Origin of the sequence: Microbacterium sp. B24 (assembly GCF_000333415.1) — a bacterium.
In the GTDB taxonomy this organism is placed as follows: domain Bacteria; phylum Actinomycetota; class Actinomycetes; order Actinomycetales; family Microbacteriaceae; genus Microbacterium.
On the sequence record NZ_BADB01000415.1, the window covers coordinates 1 to 1,503 of the forward strand.

General features: G+C 62.0%; 1 protein-coding gene. It reads right to left on the bottom strand.

What is annotated here, in order from left to right; translation table 11 throughout:
• A partial coding sequence (locus I5I_RS12335) for a toll/interleukin-1 receptor domain-containing protein (protein WP_204365829.1) occupies positions 1-474 on the bottom strand: 474 nt, incomplete at its 3' end.
• Positions 475-1,503: the final 1,029 nt, after the last annotated feature.

Consider the following 1,503-nt stretch of genomic DNA (forward strand, 5'->3'; position numbering starts at 1 on the left):
GTCTGCGAGCTTAGCGGCAACCTCTTCGAGGGAAGGATAGTCCGATGTGCTCAATCCCGAGCGCGCAGCCAGCAAGGGACTAACCCGTCGCAGTTCCTCGAAGGTCGTTCCGTGAACAATCGGGATAACCCGATCGGTCGCGAGCAGCGCTGAAAGTTCCTGCGAAGCGATCCCGTCGTTGCGGAGGCTATCGAACATCGAGGTTGTGACCAGGACGATCCCTGCCCGCGAGCTCGCTAGACCTTTGTCGATCTTGCGGATGAGGGACGTGCCAAGAGGAACATCCATCTCCGAAAACCACACTCGAACATCGAGACCCGTCAGGAGGTCATTGAGTTCCTTTGCGACGCCCTGACGGTCATCCCATGCATGGCACAGAAAGAGGTCGCGCTCGTCGGTCGCGGATTCAGCGACCCGAACTACCTGCTCCCGAACGGGGTTAAGCGTCTGGTACTCCGCTACGGTGTAGGTCACAGCAGATCGGCGTGAGCGGCTAGAACTCGTCCGCCCACCCCCTCCGGACTTGCTCGCGTAACTCACATACACGCGCGGCTTGGGGCGCTCCACCGAAGGCGGGCTGTACGAGGGACGGTAGTAGTCATACCCGTATCCGTACCCGCCGCGTCCACCGTGAACCGGGCAGTCCGCTCCACCGCCGCGGATGTGACCACGCACCGGAGCCGTGCACTGCCCATACCCTCCGCGGCCCATCAGCGACCACTCCGATTCTTGGTGGGATCCACAAGCCGATACTGCTGGCCGGCCTTCGGCGTAGGCGGAAGCGGGTTCCCGCGAGTGGACGTCCGCTCCGCACCAGTCCGCCCCCCACGAGGACCGACGATTTCATACTGCCCCGAAGCAGGGGCTGGAGTGCCTGAGTTCAGGCCACCGTGCGTAGTCATTTCTGACTCCAATCTGAGACCGCGACGGTGAGGCCGGTGAGGGGTCTGGCTAGGTATGCCACCCCCTCATCTGGGTGTTAGAGTCTCTATACACCGCCCGGCCAGGAATGGTGTTGAGCCTCGAACCCACCGACTAACCCCGTTCGGTTCGGGGCTCCGTGCGTTTTGCGTCTCTTCTGCGCCAATACTACATATGGGTACGGACACTGGATAGCACCACAACCAGTAGTAGTTACACGTTTGTAGTTACCCGAGCGTTCTCTACGGGACGTCCGCAGGTTTCTCCAGAGGGTGAGGGACGTTTCAAGGCCCGTCGTTCTGCGGCATTCCGCAGGAGTCGCACCTCTGTTCGAACGTCGCGCAAGCGCCGACCCCGCGCGATCTCCGGCGCATCAGACCTGTGGAAAACGATCCTTCCGCGTGTCGCGGCGTCAATCCGGCGTGTCGCCCTCAGCGCCATACGCTGCCCGGCCAGGCCATTACAGCGTACGGTCGAGGCAGTCTTATGTGCTTTGACTTACAGCCCAGCCGGGGACGTCGCCCGTCTCGTCCTCGGCGAGGTCGCGGAGAGAAGATCGCTGGAACCGTGCATGGATCGAGT